19 protein-coding genes are annotated in these 20,273 nt (G+C 59.6%); 10 read left to right on the top strand and 9 right to left on the bottom strand.

Features of this window, described 5'->3' with window-relative positions; genetic code table 11:
- Window positions 1-38: 38 nt before the first annotated feature.
- Window positions 39-392 (bottom strand): RidA family protein, encoded by a 354-nt coding sequence (locus RYA97_RS19360; protein WP_002551525.1) that lies wholly within the window; start codon window positions 390-392, stop codon window positions 39-41.
- Entirely contained in the window at window positions 364-1,665 is a 1,302-nt protein-coding gene (gene dadA, locus RYA97_RS19355) for a D-amino acid dehydrogenase (RefSeq protein WP_117140259.1), read from the bottom strand. The genes RYA97_RS19360 and dadA overlap by 29 nt, the downstream gene beginning before the upstream one ends.
- Before the next feature lie 157 nt (window positions 1,666-1,822).
- On the opposite strand from dadA, the gene RYA97_RS19350 reads away from it, so the two are divergent.
- Window positions 1,823-2,311 (top strand): Lrp/AsnC ligand binding domain-containing protein, encoded by a 489-nt coding sequence (locus tag RYA97_RS19350; RefSeq protein WP_004655323.1) that lies wholly within the window; start codon window positions 1,823-1,825, stop codon window positions 2,309-2,311.
- A 148-nt stretch (window positions 2,312-2,459) separates the two neighbouring features.
- On the opposite strand, the gene RYA97_RS19345 is transcribed toward RYA97_RS19350, so the two are convergent.
- The gene (locus RYA97_RS19345) at window positions 2,460-2,813 is read right to left on the bottom strand and encodes a YkgJ family cysteine cluster protein (RefSeq protein ID WP_004655325.1); all 354 of its coding nucleotides are present in this window, start codon (window positions 2,811-2,813) and stop codon (window positions 2,460-2,462) included.
- A gap of 105 nt (window positions 2,814-2,918) precedes the next feature.
- On the opposite strand from RYA97_RS19345, the gene RYA97_RS19340 reads away from it, so the two are divergent.
- Entirely contained in the window at window positions 2,919-4,235 is a 1,317-nt protein-coding gene (locus RYA97_RS19340) for an NAD(P)/FAD-dependent oxidoreductase (protein WP_005744842.1), read from the top strand.
- Window positions 4,236-4,240: 5 nt separating this feature from the next.
- On the opposite strand, the gene RYA97_RS19335 is transcribed toward RYA97_RS19340, so the two are convergent.
- Window positions 4,241-4,492: a DUF1127 domain-containing protein gene (locus RYA97_RS19335; RefSeq protein WP_004655331.1), complete on the bottom strand. Its 252-nt coding sequence runs from the start codon at window positions 4,490-4,492 to the stop codon at window positions 4,241-4,243.
- A gap of 175 nt (window positions 4,493-4,667) precedes the next feature.
- On the opposite strand from RYA97_RS19335, the gene RYA97_RS19330 reads away from it, so the two are divergent.
- Window positions 4,668-6,089: a PLP-dependent aminotransferase family protein gene (locus tag RYA97_RS19330; protein WP_117140260.1), complete on the top strand. Its 1,422-nt coding sequence runs from the start codon at window positions 4,668-4,670 to the stop codon at window positions 6,087-6,089.
- A 72-nt stretch (window positions 6,090-6,161) separates the two neighbouring features.
- Window positions 6,162-7,742 carry a phospholipase D family protein gene (locus RYA97_RS19325; RefSeq protein WP_004666554.1) on the top strand — a complete coding sequence of 527 codons (1,581 nt, stop codon included), beginning with the start codon at window positions 6,162-6,164 and terminating at the stop codon, window positions 7,740-7,742.
- Here the strand turns inward: RYA97_RS19325 and RYA97_RS19320 are convergent.
- Both RYA97_RS19320 and RYA97_RS19315 read right to left on the bottom strand, forming a co-directional pair.
- On the bottom strand, window positions 7,739-8,887 hold the full coding sequence (locus RYA97_RS19320; protein ID WP_117140261.1) for an MFS transporter: 1,149 nt from the start codon (window positions 8,885-8,887) through the stop codon (window positions 7,739-7,741). The two genes, RYA97_RS19325 and RYA97_RS19320, sit on opposite strands and share 4 nt — an antisense overlap.
- A gap of 471 nt (window positions 8,888-9,358) precedes the next feature.
- Window positions 9,359-10,852 (bottom strand): aldehyde dehydrogenase, encoded by a 1,494-nt coding sequence (locus RYA97_RS19315; RefSeq protein ID WP_117140275.1) that lies wholly within the window; start codon window positions 10,850-10,852, stop codon window positions 9,359-9,361.
- A 236-nt stretch (window positions 10,853-11,088) separates the two neighbouring features.
- Here RYA97_RS19315 and RYA97_RS19310 point away from each other — a divergent pair, with 236 nt between their 5' ends.
- Window positions 11,089-11,457, top strand: a complete 369-nt coding sequence (locus RYA97_RS19310; RefSeq protein ID WP_117140264.1) for a cupin domain-containing protein — start codon at window positions 11,089-11,091, stop codon at window positions 11,455-11,457.
- Window positions 11,458-11,538: 81 nt separating this feature from the next.
- Here the strand turns inward: RYA97_RS19310 and rpmG are convergent, their stop codons facing one another.
- Window positions 11,539-11,694: a 50S ribosomal protein L33 gene (gene rpmG, locus RYA97_RS19305; RefSeq protein ID WP_002551515.1), complete on the bottom strand. Its 156-nt coding sequence runs from the start codon at window positions 11,692-11,694 to the stop codon at window positions 11,539-11,541.
- 11 nt (window positions 11,695-11,705) lie between these two features.
- A complete protein-coding gene (gene rpmB, locus RYA97_RS19300; protein WP_002551514.1) occupies window positions 11,706-11,939 on the bottom strand; it encodes a 50S ribosomal protein L28 in 234 nt (77 codons plus the stop codon).
- A gap of 364 nt (window positions 11,940-12,303) precedes the next feature.
- On the opposite strand from rpmB, the gene RYA97_RS19295 reads away from it, so the two are divergent.
- Window positions 12,304-13,890 carry an ABC transporter substrate-binding protein gene (locus RYA97_RS19295; protein WP_117140265.1) on the top strand — a complete coding sequence of 529 codons (1,587 nt, stop codon included), beginning with the start codon at window positions 12,304-12,306 and terminating at the stop codon, window positions 13,888-13,890.
- A 128-nt stretch (window positions 13,891-14,018) separates the two neighbouring features.
- Here the strand turns inward: RYA97_RS19295 and radC are convergent, their stop codons facing one another.
- Entirely contained in the window at window positions 14,019-14,693 is a 675-nt protein-coding gene (gene radC, locus RYA97_RS19290) for a RadC family protein (protein WP_002551512.1), read from the bottom strand.
- A gap of 135 nt (window positions 14,694-14,828) precedes the next feature.
- Here radC and coaBC point away from each other — a divergent pair, with 135 nt between their 5' ends.
- The 4 genes from coaBC to argB are packed head-to-tail and all read left to right on the top strand — an operon-like array spanning window position 14,829 to window position 20,070.
- Window positions 14,829-16,037 (top strand): bifunctional phosphopantothenoylcysteine decarboxylase/phosphopantothenate--cysteine ligase CoaBC, encoded by a 1,209-nt coding sequence (gene coaBC, locus RYA97_RS19285; RefSeq protein WP_005778507.1) that lies wholly within the window; start codon window positions 14,829-14,831, stop codon window positions 16,035-16,037.
- Window positions 16,038-16,043: 6 nt separating this feature from the next.
- A complete protein-coding gene (gene dut / locus RYA97_RS19280; protein WP_005731629.1) occupies window positions 16,044-16,499 on the top strand; it encodes a dUTP diphosphatase in 456 nt (151 codons plus the stop codon).
- Between the two features lie 51 nt (window positions 16,500-16,550).
- A complete protein-coding gene (locus tag RYA97_RS19275) occupies window positions 16,551-19,136 on the top strand; it encodes a phosphomannomutase/phosphoglucomutase (protein WP_162882938.1) in 2,586 nt (861 codons plus the stop codon).
- A 28-nt stretch (window positions 19,137-19,164) separates the two neighbouring features.
- Window positions 19,165-20,070, top strand: coding sequence for an acetylglutamate kinase (gene argB / locus RYA97_RS19270; protein ID WP_002551508.1), 906 nt, complete (start codon window positions 19,165-19,167; stop codon window positions 20,068-20,070).
- Window positions 20,071-20,273: the final 203 nt, after the last annotated feature.

The raw sequence follows: 20,273 nt of genomic DNA, 5'->3' as shown, positions 1-20,273 counted from the left end.
AGAGATGCGTCGGGCACAACAGTATGAAGACAGCAGACTCAAGGCAGCGCGGCGACAACCGACAGTTCGACGAGGATTTCCGGCTCGCACAGCTTGGCCTCGACGGTTGCACGCGCAGGCGCGACACCCTTGGGCAGCCATTTGTCCCAGACGCTGTTCATGCCGGCAAAATGAGCATCGATGTCTTTCAGATAGATCGTGACCGACAGAATGCGAGTCTTGTCAGTGCCGGCCAGGTCGAGCAGGCGCTCGATACTGTTCAGAACCTCGCGAGTCTGTTGCTCGACACCTGCAGTCATGTCATCGCCGACCTGGCCCGACAGATAGACGGTGCCGTTGTGGACAACGACCTGACTCATGCGCTCATTGGTGAGCTGGCGCTGGATTGACATGCTGTGCATTCTCCTGAGTGTTGCCGTAACGAGAGATATCGAGGCCTTCGGCACTGATACGGGGTGTCTTGCGGGCAATGAGGTCTGCCAGCAAGCGACCGGAACCACACGCCATCGTCCAGCCCAATGTGCCATGGCCGGTATTGAGGAACAGGTTGCGGAACGGTGTTGCACCCACAATCGGTGTGCCATCGGGAGTGGTCGGACGCAACCCGGTCCAGAAACTGGCCTGGGTCAGGTCGCCACCCTGAGGATAGAGGTCACCGACGATCATCTCCAGTGTTTCGCGTCGACGCGGATTGAGCGACAGGTCGAAACCGGCGATTTCCGCCATGCCGCCGACCCGGATGCGGTTGTCGAAGCGGGTGATGGCGACCTTGTAGGTTTCATCGAGAATGGTCGAGGTCGGAGCCATGGCCGGGTTAGTGATCGGCACCGTCAGCGAATAGCCCTTCAGCGGGTAAACCGGAGCCTTGATACCCAGCGGTTTGAGCAGTTGCGGAGAATAGCTGCCCAGCGCCAGCACGTAGCGGTCGGCTGTTTCCAGATTGCCGTCGATCCACACACCATTGATGCGGTCGCCAGCGTGGTCGAGGCGCTCGATGTTCTGTCCGTAGCGGAACTCGACACCCAGCTCTACGGCCATTTCTGCAAGGCGCGTGGTGAACAACTGGCAATCGCCGGTCTGGTCATTAGGCAAGCGCAGTGCACCGCTGAGAATACCGGTCACACCGGCCAGTGCGGGCTCGACACGGGCGATGCCTTCGCGATCCAGCAGTTCGTAAGGAACACCGGACTGCTCGAGCACGGCAATATCCTTGGCAGCGTTGTCCAGCTGGGCCTGAGTGCGGAACAGCTGAGTAGTACCCAGGCTGCGCCCTTCGTAGGCAATACCTGTTTCCAGGCGCAGTTCATCCAGGCAATCACGGCTGTATTCGGACAGGCGCACCATGCGCTCTTTATTCACGGCATAGCGGCTGGCGGTGCAGTTGCGCAGCATTTGCGCCATCCACAGGTATTGATCGATATCTGCCGTGGCCTTGATCGCCAATGGCGCGTGGCGCTGCAGCAACCACTTGATCGCCTTCAGCGGAACACCCGGCGCTGCCCATGGCGAGGCATAGCCTGGCGAGACCTGGCCGGCATTGGCAAAGCTGGTCTCCATGGCGGCAGCTGGCTGGCGGTCTACCACGGTCACTTGAAAACCGGCACGCGCCAGATAATAAGCACTGGTTGTACCGATTACACCACTTCCAAGGACCAGAACGCGCATGTAGATGACCTCATCGCGGATATCCGCTGACGTTTTGAAGTTTTAAGCAAGAATGTGCGCAGTATATTGAGCAATGGGCAGTGCTTCTCACTGTATAAACATCTATATTTGGCGTTTATTCCCGGCGATAAACGCTTTGGTAGAGGGGAAATAACCCATGCGCACTCAACACCAGTCAAATCGTGAACTGGACAAGATCGACCGCAATATCCTGCGCATCCTCCAGGCAGATGGGCGTATCTCGTTTACCGAACTGGGCGAGCGCGTCGGCCTCTCGACCACTCCGTGTACCGAGCGGGTTCGCAGGCTGGAACGCGAGGGCATCATCATGGGCTACAACGCCCGCCTGAACCCGCAAAGCCTGAAGGCCAGCCTGCTGGTATTTGTGGAAATCAGTCTGGACTACAAGTCTGGCGACACCTTCGAGGAGTTCCGCCGTGCCGTGTTGAAGCTTCCGCATGTGCTGGAGTGCCACTTGGTATCAGGCGACTTTGACTATCTGGTCAAGGCGCGCATTTCCGAGATGGCGTCCTACCGCAAACTGCTGGGCGATATCCTGCTCAAGCTGCCGCACGTGCGTGAGTCCAAGAGCTATATCGTGATGGAAGAAGTGAAAGAGAGCCTGAACCTGCCGATTGCCGACTGATTGCGCTAGGTTCTGTACGAAAAGTCGGCGAGCGAAGGTCAGGCAAGGCAAAAACAGGCGAGGAAGCGGAGTCTACGTGTTGTAAATGAGCATTCCGAGCCTGTTTTTAACGCAGCATCACCGAGCGCAGCCACTTTACGTACAGAGCCTAGACCAGCACTTGTCGGGTGGAAGCCATATATTCGTGTATCTGCTTCTCTACCCGCGGGTGAATCAGTTCGACCGGGCGACGGCCATTCGGGCATGGCAGGCTGTCGGTGGTGCCGAACAGACGGCAGATCAACGGGCGTTCGTCATACACGGTGCAGCCCTGTGGGCCAAGGTGCACGCAATTGAGCTCATCGAGCGCGGCGTCCTGTTCGGCGGCAGTCTTGCGCGGCAAGCGCGACATTTCTTCGGGCGACGTGGTAACCGGGCCGCAGCAGTCGTGGCAGCCAGGCACACACTCGAACGAGGGAATCTGGCGGCGCAGATCACTTATTTTCTGACGGTTGCAGCTCATTGAATCAACCATTCCTACACAATGCGCTGAGTTTGCCCCAGTTGGCAGGCTCATGACAGCGGCTTATCCTCCCCACACGCAAACCGCCACCGACAGGACCCGCTCATGAACGCCCGCGTTCAGCACCCGACTCTTCACGACGACCAGCATGTTGCCTCCTACTACGCCGCCAGCAGCCATCCGCAACCGGATCACCCTGCGCTGCAAGGCGAGGTGAAGGTTGATGTGTGCGTGGTGGGCGGCGGATTTTCCGGCCTCAACACTGCCATCGAGCTGGCCGAGCGCGGGCTGAGTGTCGCGTTGCTTGAGGCACGCAGGATTGGCTGGGGTGCCAGCGGACGCAATGGCGGCCAGCTGATTCGCGGGGTCGGCCACGGCGTCGAGCAGTTCGCCAATGTCATCGGCAGCGAAGGTGTGCGGCAGCTGAAGCTGCTGGGCATCGAGGCGGTCGATATCGTGCGTCAGCGCATCGAGCGGCACGCTATCGATTGCGACCTGAAATGGGGTTATTGCGACCTGGCCAACAAGCCGCGCGACCTGCACAGCCTTGCCGAAGATGCCGATGAACTGCGCAGCCTGGGTTACCGTCATGAGCTTAAGTTGCTGCAAGCCGATCAGATGCGCAGTGTCGTAGGCTCCGACCGTTACGTCGGCGGTTTGATCGACATGGGTTCCGGACATCTGCACCCGTTGAATCTGGCTTTGGGAGAAGCGGCCGTAGCGCAGTCATTGGGCGTTCGGTTGTTCGAACATTCTGCAGTGACGAGAATCGACTACGGCCCGCAGGTCAAAGTGCATACGGCTCAGGGGGCGGTGCTGGCGAAAACTCTGGTGCTGGGCTGCAATGCCTACCTCAACGATCTGAATCCGGAAATAAGCGGCAAGGTATTGCCCGCGGGCAGTTACATCATCGCGACCGAACCCTTGAGCGAGGCTCAGGCCCGGGAAGTGTTGCCGCAGGACATGGCGGTCTGTGATCAGCGCGTGACTGTAGATTACTACCGGCTGTCAGCGGATCGGCGTTTGCTGTTCGGGGGCGCCTGTCACTATTCGGGCCGCGACCCACGGGACATCGCCGCTTACATGCGGCCGAAGATGCTCGATGTGTTTGCGCAACTGGCTTCAGTGAAGATCGATTACCAGTGGGGTGGGATGATCGGCATCGGTGCCAATCGCCTGCCGCAAATTGGCCAGCTCAAGCAGCACCCCAACGTTTTTTATGCGCAGGCTTATTCGGGGCATGGTCTGAACGCGACACACCTTGCAGGTCGCTTGCTGGCCGAAGCCATCGCCGGGCAACACAGCGATGGCTTCGAGTTATTCGCCAAAGTGCCACACATGACCTTTCCGGGCGGTAAACACTTGCGCTCGCCGTTACTGGCATTGGGCATGCTCTGGCACCGGCTCAAAGAGCTGCGCTGAACGGCTCAGGGCCTCCAGAACGGTTTCATCGCTTCGACCCGCGCCTGCTGGAAATCCAGCCCGATGTCGCGCAACTGATCGTCCGTCAGCTCCAGCAAGGTGCGGCGAGAGGCCCAGCGGTGACGATACAGCGCCCAGCGACCCATGCCCGCCAACAGATCGGCCTTGTTTGAGCGGACCGTTCTGACCGCAGTTGGCCGATAGTCATTCAATTCCTGGCTGTGAAGCGCAAGGCGTACATCGCTGAACCCGTTCATTTCCGATTCCCTCATCCTGGGTGGGTGTGGGTCTATGATGAAACGAACGGCCAAACCATTACAGATTCAAAAACAGGTTATATTTTCCATACAGATGAGGCAAAAACAGCACTGAATGCTATATTTTTGCCCAATCTGTATTGCTATACCACGCTCACCAGCCTGAGAGTACGTCATGACGCTTTACGTCAACCTCGCCGAACTGCTCGGCTCGCGGATCGAAAACGGCTTCTACCGCCCCGGCGACCGCCTGCCATCGGTGCGTGCGTTAAGTGTCGAACATGGCGTCAGCCTGAGCACCGTGCAGCAAGCGTATCGGGTGCTGGAGGACAACGGCCTGGCAGCGCCGAAACCCAAATCCGGCTATTTCGTATCGGTCAGTCGAGCGGCACCTGCGTTGCCTGCTGTCGGGCGACCCGTCCAGCGGCCTGTGGATATCTCTCAATGGGATCAGGTACTGGACCTGATTCGGGTGGCACCTCTCGAAGCGGTCACGCAACTGGGGCGCGGCATGCCCGATGTCACCAGCCCTACCCTGAAACCGTTGATGCGCGCGCTGAGTCAGCTGAGTCGCCACCAAGACATGCCGGGACTGTATTACGACAACATCTACGGCGTGCGCAGGCTGCGTGAGCAAATCGCCCGACTGATGCTCGACTCGGGCTGCAACCTGACCGCCAATGACCTGATCGTCACCAATGGCTGCCATGAAGCGCTGTCAGCGAGTGTCCGGGCCATCTGCTCGCCGGGTGATATAGTTGCGGTGGACTCGCCCAGCTTCTTCGGCGCCATGCAGACGCTCAAGGGTGTGGGCATGAAGGCCCTCGAAATCCCCACCGACCCATTGACCGGCATTAGCCTCGAGGCGCTGGAACTGGCCCTTGAGCAATGGCCGATCAAGGTCATTCAGCTGACGCCCAATTGCAACAACCCGCTGGGTTACGTCATGCCCGAAGCCCGCAAACGTGCGTTGCTGACGCTGGCGCAACGTTTCGATGTGGCGATCATCGAGGACGATGTGTATGGCGATCTTGCTTACAACTACCCTCGCCCGCGCACCATCAAATCCTTCGATGAAGACGGTCGTGTCCTGCTGTGCAGCTCGTTTTCCAAGACCCTGGCACCCGGCCTGCGGATTGGCTGGGTAGCGCCGGGGCGGTATCTGGAGCAGGTGCTGCACATGAAATACATCGGCACCGGCTCGACTGCACCGCAGCCACAGTTGGCCATCGCCGACTTCATCGAAGGCGGCCATTACGAGCCGCATGTAAGGCGCATGAGAACCCAATACCAGCGCAGTCGCGACCAGACGATCGACTGGGTGATGCGCTACTTTCCCGAAGGCACCCGCGCCAGCCGCCCGCAAGGCGGTTTCATGCTGTGGGTGGAACTGGCCGAAGGCTTCGACACGCTGCGCCTGAACCGCGCGCTGCTGGGCAAGGGTGTACAGATCGCGGTGGGCAGTATTTTTTCCGCCTCGGGCAAGTACCGTAACTGCATGCGCATGAACTTCGCGGCCAAACCGAGCCGCGAAATCGAGAACGCTGTGCGTATCGTGGGCGAGACAATTGCACTACTAAATGCGCAAACTGACTGACGTTGGCAAATCTTTCCCGGTTTTTCGGGTCATAACGCCAAGTCGAGCCATGTACAGACGCGGAAGATCAATTTGAATAACTCATGGGCCTTGCCCTTTTGCCTGCTGGTTGCACTGTGCGTCAGCGGTTGCGCACATCAGCAACTTGCCAGCGAGCCAAGCCAGGCCATGCCGCCCTCGAGTTCTGCTTTCGGCCGCTCTATTCAAGCCATGGCGATGCCCCACGACGGGCGTTCCGGCTTTCGCCTGCTGCCCGACAGCAGCGATGCATTCAAGGCGCGCGCCGAGCTGATCCGTAACGCCAAAAGCAGCCTCGACCTGCAGTATTACATCGTCCACGACGGCCTGAGCACGCGCGCTCTGATCGACGAACTGCTCAAAGCGGCAGACCGTGGCGTGCGGGTGCGCATCCTGCTGGACGACACCACCAGCGACGGGCTGGATCAGGCCATCGCCACCCTCGCCGCGCACCCGAACATTCAGATTCGCCTATTCAACCCGCAAAATCTGGGGCGCGAGACCGGCATCACGCGCAGCCTGGGGCGTTTGATGAACCTGTCGCGTCAGCACCGGCGCATGCACAACAAACTGTGGCTGGCCGACAGCAGTGTGGCCATCGTTGGCGGGCGCAATCTGGGCGATGAATACTTCGACGCCGAGCCGAACCTGAACTTCACCGATATCGACATGCTAAGCGTGGGACCGGTCGCCGAACAGCTCGGCCACAGCTTCGATCAATACTGGAACAGCACGCTCAGCAAGCCCATTGATGCGTTCATGTACTTCCTGCCCGACGGTGAGGATCTGGCCCAGGCGCGGCAGCGACTGGACGATTCACTGGAGCAGGCGCATCAGCAACACAAGGCTCTGTATGAGCGATTGATGGCCTACAAGACTCAGCCACGCATGAAGACCTGGCTCAACGAGCTGGTCTGGGCGCACAACCAGGCATTGTGGGACGCGCCGACCAAGGTACTGGCGCAGGGAGACCCGGATCCGCACCTGCTACTGACCACGCAACTGGCCCCCGAGCTGCTGAACACTCGCAAGGAACTGATGCTGATTTCGGCGTACTTTGTACCGGGTCAGGAAGGTTTGCTGTACCTGACCGGCCGTGCCGATGCCGGCGTCAACGTCAGCCTGCTGACCAATTCACTGGAAGCCACCGACGTTCCTGCCGTGCATGGCGGCTACGCGCCTTACCGCAAGGCGCTGCTGGAGCATGGCGTGAAGCTGTTCGAACTGCGCCGCCAGCCTGGCGATACCGAAACCATGCGCGGCAGCGGTCCGCACTTGTTCAAGAAAAGCAGCTCGTTGGCCAGTTCGGAATCAAGCCTGCACAGCAAGGCGATGATCTTCGATCGGCAGAAAGTCTTTGTCGGCTCATTCAATTTCGACCCGCGTTCTGTGCTGTGGAACACCGAAGTCGGCGTGCTGGTCGACAGTCCGCAACTGGCCGAAGAGCTGCGCGAACTGACGCTTCAGGGTATGGCTCCCTCGCTCACTTACCAGGCGAAGCTGGAGGATGGCAAAGTGGTGTGGGTGACCGAAGACAATGGCCAGATCCACACGCTGCATACCGAACCCGGTGATTGGTGGCGGCGTTTCAACGCGTGGATGAGCCGTGCCATCGGCCTGGAAAGAATGCTTTAGGCGGGCGCAGCCTGGGCAACCCCGAACGCTCCACGTCGCCTGATCAGAATCAGCAAGCCAAAGGCACCTGCCGCCATCAGCAACGGCAAGGCCTCACCGCTGACCCACTGACTGCCCGCGCCCGCTATCAGGGGCCCGATCAGACAACCGATGCCCCACAGTTGAGCGACATGCGCATTGGCGCGGACCAGTGAATCATCTCGGTAACGCTCGCCGATCAGGATCAGCGACAGGGTAAACAGCCCGCCAGCACTGGCGCCGAACACTGTCCAGAGCGGCCAGATCAGAATGGTATCGATCAGTAACGGCACCAGCAGACTGGACGCCAGCAACAAAACGGCGCATCCGGTAAACATTGCGCGGCGCGAAACGCGATCAGCGAGCATGCCGATCGGCAGCTGCAGTAACGCGTCACCTATCACCACCACACTGACCATGATCAGGGCGATTTCCGGGGTGAACCCGTGGCGTATGCAGTAGAGCGGCAGTAGCGTGAGGATCAAGGCTTCGAATGCAGCGAATAGCGCCACTGCCCAGGCGATAGCGGGCATGCCGCGACAGAAGCCCGCCAGATCAGTGAAGGTCACGTTGCAGGATTCAGTCGATGGCGCACCCGTGCGACCCAGCAGCAGGAACGGGGAGCCGACCAGTAGCAGCACGCCAATCCAGAAGCCGTAGTCGGCCTGAGTGCCGATAACGCCCAGTAACAGCGGGCCAGCCAGTTGGCTCAAGGCGTAAGTGCTGCCATACAGCGCTACCAGCCGTCCGCGCAGACGCTCGATCACCAGCTGGTTGATCCAGCTTTCACCCAGCACGAAGACGATGGTCAGAATCACCCCGAGCGCCAGGCGCAAGACCAGCCAGACTCCGTAATACGGCAGCAGCGCCAGTGCGCCGACCGAAACGGCGCCGCCCCACAGGCACAGGCGCATCAGGTTAGCGGTACCGAAGCGCGCGGCGAGACGACTGGCCAGCGCCGCCCCCACCAGCACACCCATCGCAGGCATCGCCGCCATGATGCCAATGGCAAACGAGCCGTAGCCCCAGCCTGCCAGACGCAATGAAACCAGCGGCATGCTGACGCCCATTGCCAGCCCGACGCCCAACACGGACGCCAGCACGGCAAAATAAGTACCCCAACGCATTATCAAGCTCCTGCTGCCCTAACGGCGCAATCAAGACCGGACGCAGAGCGTCCAGAACGGCATGCGACGCGGAGCGTCGCACGATAGTTGAGGTTATCGCTCCTCACGCTCCAGCGTGGGAATGCCGTGCGTGACGCTCCGCGTCACAAATCTGCGCCACGCCGCAGACGCAAGCCAGGACGCGGAGCGTCGCACGATAGTTAAGGTTATCGTTCCTCACGCTCCAGCGTAGGAATGCCTTGCGTGACGCTCCGCGTCACAAATCTGCGCCACGCCGCTAACGCAAGCCAGGACGCGGCGCGTCGCACGATAGTTAAGGTTATCGTTCCTCACGCTCCAGCGTGGGAATGCCGTGCGTGACGCTCCGCGTCAAAAATCTGCGCCGCGCCGCAGACGCAAGACCGGACGCGGAGCGTCCAGAACGGCGTACCGACGCTGGAGCGTCGGCACGATAGGTATCACGCTCCTGACTTACAGCTTGATCCAGGTGGATTTCAGCTCGGTGTATTTGTCGAAGGCGTGCAGTGATTTGTCACGACCGTTGCCTGATTGCTTGAAGCCACCGAACGGGGCAGTCATATCGCCGCCGTCGTACTGATTGACCCATACGCTGCCCGCGCGCAGTGCCTTGGCGGTCAGGTGTGCTCTGGAGATATTGGCGGTCCACACGGCAGCAGCCAGGCCATAAGGCGTGTCGTTGGCTATCTGTATCGCTTCTTCGTCGCTGTCGAACGTCAGCACTGAAAGTACCGGGCCGAAGATCTCCTCTTGGGCGATCTTCATGGCATTGTTCACGCCGTCGAAAATGGTCGGTTCGACGTACGTGCCGCCGGTCTCCTGCAGAACGCGCTTGCCGCCCGCAACCAGTCTGGCACCCCCGGCGTGGCCGGCTTCGATGTAAGACAGCACTGTGTTCATCTGCTGGGTGTCGACCAGCGCGCCCACATTGGTCGCAGGGTCCAGCGGATTGCCGGGCTTCCAGGTGGCCAATGCCTCAAGCACCATAGGCAGGAAACGTTCCTTGATAGAGCGCTCGACCAGCAGCCGAGAACCGGCAGTGCAGACTTCGCCCTGATTGAAGGCAATTGCGCTGGCGGCTGCTTCGGCGGCGGCCTGCAAATCCGGCGCGTCGGCAAAGACGATATTCGGGCTTTTGCCACCGGCTTCCAGCCAGACGCGTTTCATGTTCGACTCGCCTGCGTAAATCATCAGTTGTTTGGCGATTTTGCTCGAACCGGTAAACACCACGGTATCCACGTCCATATGCAGCGCCAGCGCCTTGCCGACGGTATGACCGTAACCCGGCAATACGTTGAGCACGCCCGCAGGAATGCCTGCCTCGATGGCCAACTGCGCAATACGAATGGCGGTCAGCGGAGACTTCTCCGACGGCTTCAGGATCACGGAATTGCCGGTGGACAGTGCAGGACCAAGCTTCCAGCAAGCCATCATCAACGGGAAGTTCCACGGCACGATGGCGGCGACGACGCCGACCGGCTCTCGGGTAACCAGGCCCAATTGGTCATGAGGCGTTGCGGCGACCTCGTCATACAGCTTGTCGATGGCTTCGCCGCTCCAGCTCAGGGCTCTGGCAGCACCGGGGATGTCGACACCGAACGAGTCGCCAATCGGTTTGCCCATGTCCAGAGTCTCAAGCAGGGCCAGCTCTTCGGCATTTTGCTTGAGCAGCCCGGCGAAACGGATCATGGTTTCCTTGCGTTTGGCCGGAGCCAGTCGCGACCAGGCACCCGAGTTGAAGGCGCTGCGCGCACTGTCGACAGCGCGTTGCGCGTCAGCGGTGTCGCAACTGGCGACCTTGGCAAGCATCCGGCCATCGACCGGGCTGATGCAATCAAACGTCTCGCCGGAGGAGGCTGCGGTGTATTCACCTTGAATGAAGGCACGGCCTTCGATCTTCAAATGCTGGGCGCGTTGCTCCCAGTCGGCACGAGTCAGGGTGGTCATTTGCATGTCCTCCTCTTGTTGAATGTGGGTGTGTCATGGTTGATTAAAGACACAATCTGAAATTTTTCAGGAAGACCGTTACCCTAAACCAGCGGCCCGACAAAACCAATATATTTGACATAAATAGCCGCCAAGGCGCTTTTTTGTTGATTTTATTAAACAGCTCCGCGCGTGCGAGGCACTAACGCACAGCACGCACGTCAAACCCTCAACGCATTCAGGACAAGGGGCCCATCATGAGCATCGAAAGCATCGTCGACTTCAGTGAAGCGAGCACCGCCGCCGAGCACTATCGCCCTGCACCGGAAAAGGTCTTTAAGGGCGATCCGGCACAAACCCTCTACAACCACTACAACAGCCCCTGCGGACAGATGAGCGCGGGGGTCTGGAATGGCGAGCCCGGGCAGTGGCGGGTGAGTTACTCGGAGCATGAGTATTGCGAGATTGTGCAGGGTGTTTCAGTCCTGCGCGACGAGCAGGGCAACGCGAAAACCCTGCGCGCAGGCGACCGTTTCGTGATTCCGGCCGGCTTCAAGGGCACCTGGGAGGTGCTGGAAACATGCCGCAAGATTTATGTGGTGTTTGAAGCCGCTGCGGATAAATAAGTACTGCCCTTGCAGCTATGCCAGGAGCGCAGACACAAAAAAACCCGCCGAGGCGGGTTTTTTTGTAGCCGACAGAATCAATTACTTGATTTTGCCTTCTTTGTAGATCACGTGCTTGCGTACAACCGGATCGAATTTTTTGATTTCGATTTTATCCGGGGTAGTACGTTTGTTCTTGTCGGTGGTGTAGAAATGGCCTGTACCAGCGCTCGACACCAAACGGATCAATTCACGCATGATTCTCTCCCTTAAATTTTGCCGTCGCGACGCAGTTCAGCGAGCACAACTTCAATGCCACGCTTGTCGATGATACGCATGCCTTTAGCAGATACGCGCAGACGAACAAAACGCTTCTCGCCTTCAACCCAGAAGCGGTGATGCTGCAGGTTTGGCAGGAAACGACGACGGGTTTTGTTGTTTGCGTGGGAAATGTTATTCCCAGTCACCGGACCCTTACCGGTAACTTGACATACTCTCGACATGCCTCAGCCCTCTAAAACCACATGCCCAACCCGGCATGGGTTGGCCGCTTAATCTCTCAGTCATTTGGCGCCAGGCGCCGCGTTTCTTTAAGGGTCTTACCGGCTACACCTACAGTGAAGGAACCGGGCCCCTAGAAAAGAGCGCTGCTTTATACCAGAAACCCTTGGACGCAACAACAGGCAAAGCACTTTGACCCGAATGAATCCGCTCTGCGCGGCGGTATGCTCAAGCAATGCGGGGGCACAGGCAAATCGACCGCTCGTCGCACCGTGACGATTGTTCTACGCCAGTAGATGGTCTAGGGTTAGTCCCTCACCAGACTGCGCCGGCAGATGGGGCCCTTTCTGAACAGGAAATAACGCCATGCGCCTAGCTGCACTCCCTTTTTTGCTTGTTCCGTTGCTGCTTCCGATTGCCGCCCAGGCATCGAGCCTTGTGGTTTGTACCGAAGCCAGTCCCGAAGGCTTCGACGTTGTGCAGTACAACTCACTGACCACCACCAACGCATCGGCCGACGTGCTGATGAACCGTCTGGTGGACTTCGATGCCCAGAGCGGCAAGCTGGTACCGAGCCTGGCAGAAAGCTGGACCGTATCCAAAGACGGCCTGACTTACGACTTCAAGCTGCGCTCCGGAGTGAAATTTCATACCACAGACTATTTCAAGCCGAGCCGCGAGCTGAGCGCCGATGACGTGCTGTTCAGCTTCCAGCGCATGCTCGACCCGCAGAACCCGTGGCACAAGATTGCCCAGAGCGGCTTCCCGCATGCGCAATCCATGCAGTTGCCCGCGCTGATCAAGAGCATCGAAGCGCCTGACGCGCACTCCGTCCGCTTTACACTCAATCGGGCGGACTCGACCTTCCTGGCCACGCTGAGCATGGGTTTTGCGTCGATCTACTCGGCCGAATATACCGCGCAACTCCTGAAAGCCGGCACGCCGGAAAAACTCAACAGCCAGCCGATCGGCACCGGGCCGTTCGTGTTCAAGCGCTTCCAGAAAGATGCCGTGGTGCGTTATGAGGCGTTCAAGGATTACTTCGCCGGCAAGTCTGATGTCGACACCTTGGTGTATGCCATCACAGCGGACGCCAATGTGCGCCTGCAGAAAGTCCGTCAGAACGAGTGCCAGATAGCGCTTTCGCCAAAGCCTCTGGATATTCAGGCGGCCAGCGAGGATGACTCGCTCAAGGTCGAGAAGACTGAAGCATTCATGACCGCGTTTGTCGCGATCAACAGTCAGCACCCGCCATTCGACAAGCCTGAAGTTCGTCAGGCCATCAACCTGGCGTTCGACAAGGCCAATTACCTGAAGGCCGTGTTCGAAGGTACCGCCGCGGCGGCCAATGGCCCTTATCCGCCCAACACCTGGAGCTACGCCAAAGACCTGCCCGGCTATCAGCACGATGTCGCCAAGGCCAAGACTTTACTGGCCAAAGCCGGTCTGAAGGATGGTTTCAAGACCACTATCTGGACCCGGCCTTCCGGCAGCCTGCTTAACCCCAACCCAAGCCTGGGCGCTCAACTGCTGCAGTCTGACTTGAAACAGATCGGTATTGATGCCGAGATCAAGATCATTGAATGGGGCGAATTGATTCGCCGTGCCAAGGCTGGCGAGCATGACCTGCTGTTCATGGGCTGGGCGGGCGACAACGGCGACCCGGATAACTTCCTGACGCCGCAGTTTTCCTGCGCAGCCGTGCAGTCAGGCACCAACTTTGCCCGCTATTGCGACAAGACGCTGGACAAGCTCATCACCGACGGTAAGTCCGTCAGCGATCAGGGCGAACGCAGCAAGCTGTACCATTCGGCGCAACAGCAGATCCAACAGCAGGCACTGTGGATACCCCTCGCCCACCCGACCGCAGCAGCCTTGGTACGCAAGGACGTCACGGGTTATCAGGTCAGCCCGTTTGGCAGGCAGGATTTCTACAAGGTGCAGGTCAAGTAAGTCGTCAGACCTAGGCCTGTCTGCGTAACTGGCGTGCCAATGCCCTGCATTGGCACGCCCCACCTCAAGACCGGACGCAGAGCGCGGGAACGACAAGCCGAATCCCGCCCTATCGCTCCGCGTGAGCGCTACATCAACCCGCGCTCGACCATCGACAGTGGCTCGCCGTCGCCCACGATCACGTGGTCCAGCACATGAACATCCACCAGCATCAGTGCTTCCTTGAGGCGCTTGGTCAGGTCTATGTCGGAACGGCTGGGCGTGGTGATGCCGGAAGGATGGTTGTGGCAGAGGATCAGGCTGGCGGCGTTGTGAGCCATCGCTCGCTTCACCACCTGGCGCGGATGCACATAGGAGGCGTTGATCGTCCCGCGAAACAGTATCTCGAAGGTCATGACCCGGTGTTTGTTGTCCAGAAAAAGGCAGGCGAAAACTTCATGCTGTTCATGTCTGAGCTGAGCCTTCAGGTAGTTGCGCACCTGAGTGGGGTTTTCCAGCGCTGAGTCACGGCGCAAGGACTCGGCCATGTGCCGGCGCGCCATCTCCATGACAGCCTGCAACTGAGCAAATTTGGCAGGTCCCAGCCCGAGCTGGGAGGTAAACGTGGACAGGTCAGCATCCAGTAACGATCTGAGCCCGTCGAATTGATTCAGAAGATGACGAGCAAGGTCTACGGCGCTTTTTCCGGCCACCCCGGTGCGTAAAAAGATAGCCAGCAACTCGGCGTCGGAAAGGCTCCCCGCCCCCAACTCCAACAAGCGTTCCCGCGGGCGTTCGGCCGCGGGCCAACTGCGAATACTCATAGCACCTCCATGTGATTGGGCACCGCTGTTGCGGTGCAGTCGCTGTGCTATCTTAGCCCATCTTTTTTGCGCGACGGCCTGGCCTGGGGAGGCGTCATGGGCGTCGCGTATTCACTCGACCAAAAAGGCAGGTCTATGCAGCGGCTGTATCGAAAACGCATCGTTCTTGGCGTCGGCGGCGGCATCGCGGCCTACAAGAGCGCCGAGCTGGTCCGCCGCCTGCGCGATCAGGGCGCTGAAGTGCGTGTCGTCATGACCAAAGGCGGAGCAGAGTTCATTACGCCGCTGACCATGCAGGCCCTGTCCGGGCACCCTGTGCACCTGGACCTTCTCGACCCGGCCGCAGAGGCCGCGATGGGCCACATCGAACTGGCCAAATGGGCCGATCTGATCCTCATCGCTCCGGCCACCGCCGACCTGATCGCGCGCCTGGCGCAAGGCATCGCCAACGACTTGCTGACCACCATCGTGCTGGCAACCGATGCCACCGTCGCCATCGCACCGGCGATGAATCAGGCAATGTGGCGTGACGCCTCAGTGCAAGCCAATACCCGGCAGCTTGAAGAGCGTGACTTTCGTGTGTTTGGGCCAGCGTCCGGCAGTCAGGCCTGCGGCGATGTCGGCTTCGGTCGCATGCTGGAGGCCGACGATCTGGCCCAGTGCGCAGCGGACTGTTTCCAGCGCCTGAGCCTGACCGGCAAGCATGTGCTGATCACCGCTGGCCCGACCCAGGAAAACATCGATCCGGTGCGCTACATCACTAACCACAGCTCCGGAAAAATGGGCTTTGCCCTGGCCGAAGCGGCTGTGGAAGCCGGTGCGCGCGTCACGCTGATCACCGGGCCAGTCAATCTGCCGACGCCGGATCGCGTCTCGCGCATCGACGTGGTCAGCGCCCGCGACATGCTGGCGGCGTGCGAGGCTGCCATCCCCTGTGACCTGTTCATCGCCTCGGCAGCGGTGGCTGACTACCGTCCGGAAGTTGTCGCCCCGCACAAATTGAAGAAAGATCCTTCAAACGGTGACGGCTTGCTGCTGCAGATGGTCCGCAATCCGGATATTCTGGCGACCATCGCAACCCGCCCGGATCGCCCTTTCAGCGTCGGCTTCGCCGCCGAGACCGAACACCTGCTCGACTATGCTGCCCGCAAGCTCAAGGACAAGAACCTGGACCTGATTGTCGCCAACGATGTCGCCAACCCCAGCATCGGCTTCAACAGTGAAGAGAACGCTTGCAGCGTGATTGACCGGGCGTTGCACGCAACGCTTTTTGCCCAGACCAGCAAGGCCAAGATTGCCCGCCAGCTGATCACTTTTATCGCCGACCGCATGAATCAGGTTTAACTACGAATGCACGCTCTACAAGCCAAGATCCTCGACCCTCGCATTGGCAACGAATTTCCACTCCCGGCCTACGCCACTGTTGGCTCGGCAGGCCTGGACCTGCGTGCCATGCTCAAGGAGGATACCGTCCTCGAGCCCGGCCAGACCCTGCTGATCCCTACCGGCCTGTCGATTTACATCGGCGATCCGGGCCTTGCCGCGCTGATACTGCCGCGCTCCGGCCTGGGTCACAAACATGGCATCGTGCTGGGTAACCTGGTGGGTCTGATCGACTCCGATTATCAGGGAGAATTGATGGTGTCGTGCTGGAACCGTGGCCAGACTGCATTCAACATCGCGGTGGGCGAGCGTATTGCGCAACTGGTGCTGGTGCCTGTGGTGCAGGCGCACTTCGAGCTGGTTGAAGCATTCGACGAAAGTCAGCGTGGCGCAGGCGGCTTCGGCCACTCCGGCAGCCATTAATCGTCATTCGGCACATAATCCGGGTTCGGAAAAAGGCTCAGGGAGAGGTCGGTGAAAGGCAGTCAGCACAGCGCTCCAAAACATGCTATTGCGGCCGATAACTCTCCCCCTGCAGCGAGCCTGAAAGGGCTTGCTCCAGGCCTTGTGCCTGCGACAATCGGCCTGATAATCGCCGCGGCGCTGGTCTGGGTTGCGCTGATATCCAGCCCCCAGCAGCAGGATCAGCTTATTCAGGCATGGGGCGGCAGTCAGGCGGCAGCCATTGGTCTGGCGCTGCGGCAGATCAATGCCGACACTCAATCGGCCGCCTCCGGCGCAACACTTGTACAGACGCTTCAGAGCAATGATGCCTCCGCATTGCTGGCAGCACAGGATCGCTTCACTCGCTGGGACGGCCTGGCAGGCGCGCGGCTTTACCCCAAAGGTCTGGCTGACGTCGATACGCAGGGCGCGTTGCCGGTAAGCTTTGCCACGCTGGATATGCTCAACAAGGCTGCACAAGGCGAGGTCGTCGCCCCGGAGGCTCGCAAGGTGGGCGAGCGCTGGTTGATCTACAGTGCTGCGCCGGTACGTGCCGCGCCAACTCAGCCGGTGGTGGGCACATTGCTGCTGGCCTTTGACCTGCAGCGCTTGCTCAATGCCTTGCCGGCACTGCCTGCCGAAGCCGGGCAAGTGGTGCTCAGCCAGCAGTTTGGCAACGGACCTGCGCAGGTTTTCCTGCAGCGCGGTCAGGCCGACGGCGGCAAACCGCAGGTGTTCGATACCGGCTATTCAGGCTGGAAACTCGAATTCACGCCCGGCCCCGGCCTGAAAACTTCGCCTTCCGTCGTACTTTTGCTGCTGGCGCTGGTTATCGCTGCAGCGGGCGTGCTGCTTGGCTTGCATCGCAGCGAGAGAGCTCTGCAACGGCGTATTTGCGCCGACGCACGACAACTGGATCAGTTGCTCCAAGAACTCTCACGCGGAAAAGCCGTCAAACCCTTCGGTTTGAGCCTCCCGGCCCTGAGTGGTCTGGCCCAGGCCCTTGCTCGTGTCTCGCTTCGCAGTCAACCCCAGGCAGTGCCTGCGTTGGTTGCCGGTGAGCAGCGCGATGCAGATATTGTCAAAGGCAGTGCTCCGTCCACAGTGGCTGCATCACGCACCGACTGGACCGATCCACTGTTTCAAGATACCGATATCCTTGATATCGACCTTCTCGATGAAAACCAGGACTTCCTGAGATCGGAGCATCCCCTCGCTATGAACAGCCCAGCATCCGTGGCACCCAACCTTCCCGAGACTATTTTCCGCGCCTACGACATCCGCGGCGTGGTCGGGGACACCCTCAACGCTGAAACGGCTTACTGGATCGGCCGCGCCATCGGCTCCGAAAGCCTGGCGCAGAACGAACCCAACGTCAGCGTCGGTCGCGATGGTCGCCTTTCCGGTCCGGAACTGGTGCAGCAACTGATTCAAGGCCTGCACGACAGCGGCTGCCATGTCAGCGATGTGGGCCTGGTGCCGACGCCTGCACTGTATTACGCCGCCAACGTGCTGGCAGGCAAGACCGGTGTGATGCTGACCGGCAGCCACAACCCCAAGGACTACAACGGTTTCAAGATCGTCATCGCGGGCGACACTCTCGCCAACGAGCAGATCCAGGCGCTGCACGAGCGTATCAAGACCAACAACCTGACTTCGCAGAAAGGCAGCATCACTAAAGTCGACATCCTCGATCGCTACTTCAAGCAGATCAAGGACGACATCGTCATGGCCCGCAAGCTGAAGGTCGTGGTCGACTGCGGCAACGGCGCGGCAGGCGTGATCGCGCCGCAGCTGATCGAAGCGCTGGGTTGTGAAGTGATCTCGCTGTTCGCGGAAGTGGACGGCAACTTCCCCAACCACCACCCGGACCCGGGCAAGCTGGAAAACCTGCAGGATCTGATCGCCAAGGTCAAGGAAACCGGTGCCGATCTGGGCCTGGCATTCGACGGTGACGGCGACCGTGTCGGTGTCGTGACCAACAAGGGTAATGTGGTTTACCCGGATCGCCTGTTGATGCTGTTCGCGCTGGACGTGCTCAAGCGCAACCCGGGTGCCGACATCATTTTCGACGTCAAATGCACACGTCGCCTGACTCCGCTGATCAGCGAACATGGCGGTCGTCCGGTGATGTGGAAAACCGGCCACTCGCTGATCAAGAAAGAAATGAAAAAGAGCGGCGCGCTGCTCGCAGGTGAAATGAGCGGCCACATCTTCTTCAAGGAGCGCTGGTTCGGTTTTGACGACGGCATCTACAGTGCGGCACGTCTGCTGGAGATCCTTAGCCAGGAGTCAGCCAATGCCGAAGACCTGTTCGAAACCTTCCCGAACGATATTTCGACGCCTGAAATCAACATCAAGGTGACGGATGTCACCAAGTTCAGCATCATCAAGGCCCTTGAAACCGACGCGCAGTGGGGCGACGCCAAACTGACCACCATCGACGGTGTCCGCGTGGACTATCCGAAGGGTTGGGGTCTGGTTCGTGCGTCCAATACCACGCCGGTACTGGTGCTGCGTTTCGAGGCCGAAACCGAGGCTGAGTTGCAGCGCATCAAGGACGTGTTCCACGCTGAGCTGAAAAAAGTTGCACCGGATCTCGACCTGCCATTTTGATTGTTTTTCCTTTTGACTGGAGCCCTGAATGACCCTCGAACGTGATGCCGCCTCTAATGTAGCCAAGGTCCTTTCCGAAGCGCTGCCTTACATTCGCCGCTTTGTCGGCAAGACGCTGGTTATCAAGTACGGCGGCAACGCCATGGAGAGCGAAGAGCTGAAAACCGGCTTTGCGCGCGACATCGTGTTGATGAAAGCGGTGGGTATCAACCCGGTGGTGGTTCACGGCGGCGGGCCGCAGATCGGTGATCTGCTCAAGCGCCTGTCCATCGAGAGCCACTTCATCGATGGCATGCGCGTGACCGATGCGCAGACTATGGATGTGGTGGAGATGGTGCTGGGTGGCCAGGTCAACAAGGACATCGTCAACCTGATCAACCGTCACGGCGGCAGCGCGATCGGCCTGACCGGCAAGGACGCTGAGCTGATTCGTGCGAAGAAACTCACCGTCACGCGCCAGACGCCGGAAATGACCAAGCCCGAAATCATCGACATCGGTCAGGTCGGTGAAGTGGTCGGGGTCAACACCGGGCTGCTCAACATGCTGGTCAAAGGGGATTTCATTCCGGTCATCGCGCCTATCGGCGTGGGCCCGGACGGCGAGTCGTACAACATCAACGCCGACCTGGTCGCAGGCAAGGTTGCCGAAGCCCTCAAGGCCGAGAAGCTGATTCTGCTGACCAACATCGCCGGCCTGATGAACAAGCAGGGCGAAGTGCTGACTGGGCTGACCACCGAGCAGGTCGACGGCCTGATCGCCGACGGCACGATCTACGGCGGCATGCTGCCGAAGATCCGTTGCGCGCTGGAAGCGGTTCAGGGTGGGGTCAATAGCTCGCACATCATCGATGGACGAGTGCCCAATGCGGTCCTGCTGGAAATCTTCACCGACAGCGGTGTAGGTACTCAGATCACCAACCGCAAGCGGCATTGATTCAGGCGTAACACCCAAAGGCCGCGTGAGCTGACGCTGACGGGGCCTTTTTGTTGGTTGATGATGATCGCTGATTATCGTTCCCACGCTGGAGCGTGAAGAACGATAGGTGCCTGGCTTCGACCCCTTTCGCGAACAAGTTCGCTCCTACGGCCTTCGGCCAGAATCAAAAAAAGGCGTGGGCATGCGCTTCTGGACGCTCT

This window comes from Pseudomonas syringae group sp. 26L6 (genome assembly GCF_032587815.1).
Lineage (GTDB): Bacteria > Pseudomonadota > Gammaproteobacteria > Pseudomonadales > Pseudomonadaceae > Aquipseudomonas > Aquipseudomonas amygdali.
This window is presented reverse-complemented; position numbering and strand designations above follow the sequence as displayed.

What these genes read in the sequence shown, in the direction of transcription:
- RYA97_RS19360 (WP_002551525.1), bottom strand. Translation starts at nt 392, where the DNA reads ATGTCAATCCAGCGCCAGCTCACCAATGAGCGCATGAGTCAGGTCGTT.
- dadA (WP_117140259.1), bottom strand. Translation starts at nt 1,665, where the DNA reads ATGCGCGTTCTGGTCCTTGGAAGTGGTGTAATCGGTACAACCAGTGCT.
- RYA97_RS19350 (WP_004655323.1), top strand. Translation starts at nt 1,823, where the DNA reads ATGCGCACTCAACACCAGTCAAATCGTGAACTGGACAAGATCGACCGC.
- RYA97_RS19345 (WP_004655325.1), bottom strand. Translation starts at nt 2,813, where the DNA reads ATGAGCTGCAACCGTCAGAAAATAAGTGATCTGCGCCGCCAGATTCCC.
- RYA97_RS19340 (WP_005744842.1), top strand. Translation starts at nt 2,919, where the DNA reads ATGAACGCCCGCGTTCAGCACCCGACTCTTCACGACGACCAGCATGTT.
- RYA97_RS19335 (WP_004655331.1), bottom strand. Translation starts at nt 4,492, where the DNA reads ATGAACGGGTTCAGCGATGTACGCCTTGCGCTTCACAGCCAGGAATTG.
- RYA97_RS19330 (WP_117140260.1), top strand. Translation starts at nt 4,668, where the DNA reads ATGACGCTTTACGTCAACCTCGCCGAACTGCTCGGCTCGCGGATCGAA.
- RYA97_RS19320 (WP_117140261.1), bottom strand. Translation starts at nt 8,887, where the DNA reads ATGCGTTGGGGTACTTATTTTGCCGTGCTGGCGTCCGTGTTGGGCGTC.
- RYA97_RS19315 (WP_117140275.1), bottom strand. Translation starts at nt 10,852, where the DNA reads ATGACCACCCTGACTCGTGCCGACTGGGAGCAACGCGCCCAGCATTTG.
- RYA97_RS19310 (WP_117140264.1), top strand. Translation starts at nt 11,089, where the DNA reads ATGAGCATCGAAAGCATCGTCGACTTCAGTGAAGCGAGCACCGCCGCC.
- rpmG (WP_002551515.1), bottom strand. Translation starts at nt 11,694, where the DNA reads ATGCGTGAATTGATCCGTTTGGTGTCGAGCGCTGGTACAGGCCATTTC.
- rpmB (WP_002551514.1), bottom strand. Translation starts at nt 11,939, where the DNA reads ATGTCGAGAGTATGTCAAGTTACCGGTAAGGGTCCGGTGACTGGGAAT.
- RYA97_RS19295 (WP_117140265.1), top strand. Translation starts at nt 12,304, where the DNA reads ATGCGCCTAGCTGCACTCCCTTTTTTGCTTGTTCCGTTGCTGCTTCCG.
- radC (WP_002551512.1), bottom strand. Translation starts at nt 14,693, where the DNA reads ATGAGTATTCGCAGTTGGCCCGCGGCCGAACGCCCGCGGGAACGCTTG.
- coaBC (WP_005778507.1), top strand. Translation starts at nt 14,829, where the DNA reads ATGCAGCGGCTGTATCGAAAACGCATCGTTCTTGGCGTCGGCGGCGGC.
- dut (WP_005731629.1), top strand. Translation starts at nt 16,044, where the DNA reads ATGCACGCTCTACAAGCCAAGATCCTCGACCCTCGCATTGGCAACGAA.
- argB (WP_002551508.1), top strand. Translation starts at nt 19,165, where the DNA reads ATGACCCTCGAACGTGATGCCGCCTCTAATGTAGCCAAGGTCCTTTCC.